Here is a 578-nt window from a genome sequence, read left to right as displayed (position 1 = left end):
ATTTATGATATAATAGGATTAAAATTACTGCAAATATCGTCAAAAAAGCCGTCGCAAATTGACGGAATTGACGAAAAATGCACACTGACTTCAAGCTTTCAAAGCTGAACAGTGTGCATATATTTTCTTCTCTGCATTAAATATATCTTCTATTTTCTACTTAACATTCCCATCGCATCATGACACGGGGCATATAGCGCTTAATAGGACTGCTCATGAGTTTGAGAGTGCTCTTCTTTCAGACCAAGAGCCTGTTTTTTCTCCAGTATCATTCGGCGAAGCTTTTTGTCAACAGATAGTCTGCCCGATTGAAATTTCTGATTATAGTCCTCAGAAATACATTTGCTTAGATTAGCAAACAAGCTGAAAATTGTATTTGTCAGCATTACATTCTCATACTCTGTTTCATGATCAATTAGATTCTGTGCATATTCGTTGCCCTGTTCAGCAGAAAAAGTCAGATAATCCAAAGCTTTTTCCCGATTTTGCTGAACATCGCTGCAGCCAAACAAATAGATTTTTCCTAACCAGTAGCTTGCCCACGGATTCGTATCCGAACACTGTTCAAAATACGAAAC

General features: G+C 37.4%; 1 pseudogene. It reads right to left on the bottom strand.

The features are described from left to right. Positions 1-200 precede the first annotated feature (200 nt). Positions 201-578 (bottom strand): annotated as a pseudogene (locus OCV67_RS13480) (SEL1-like repeat protein); the annotation flags it as partial.

This window comes from Porcipelethomonas ammoniilytica (assembly GCF_025567485.1).
GTDB classification, from domain to species: Bacteria; Bacillota; Clostridia; order Oscillospirales; family Ruminococcaceae; genus Porcipelethomonas; species Porcipelethomonas ammoniilytica.
Note: the sequence above shows the minus strand (reverse complement) of the source record. Positions and strands in the feature narration are given on the sequence as shown.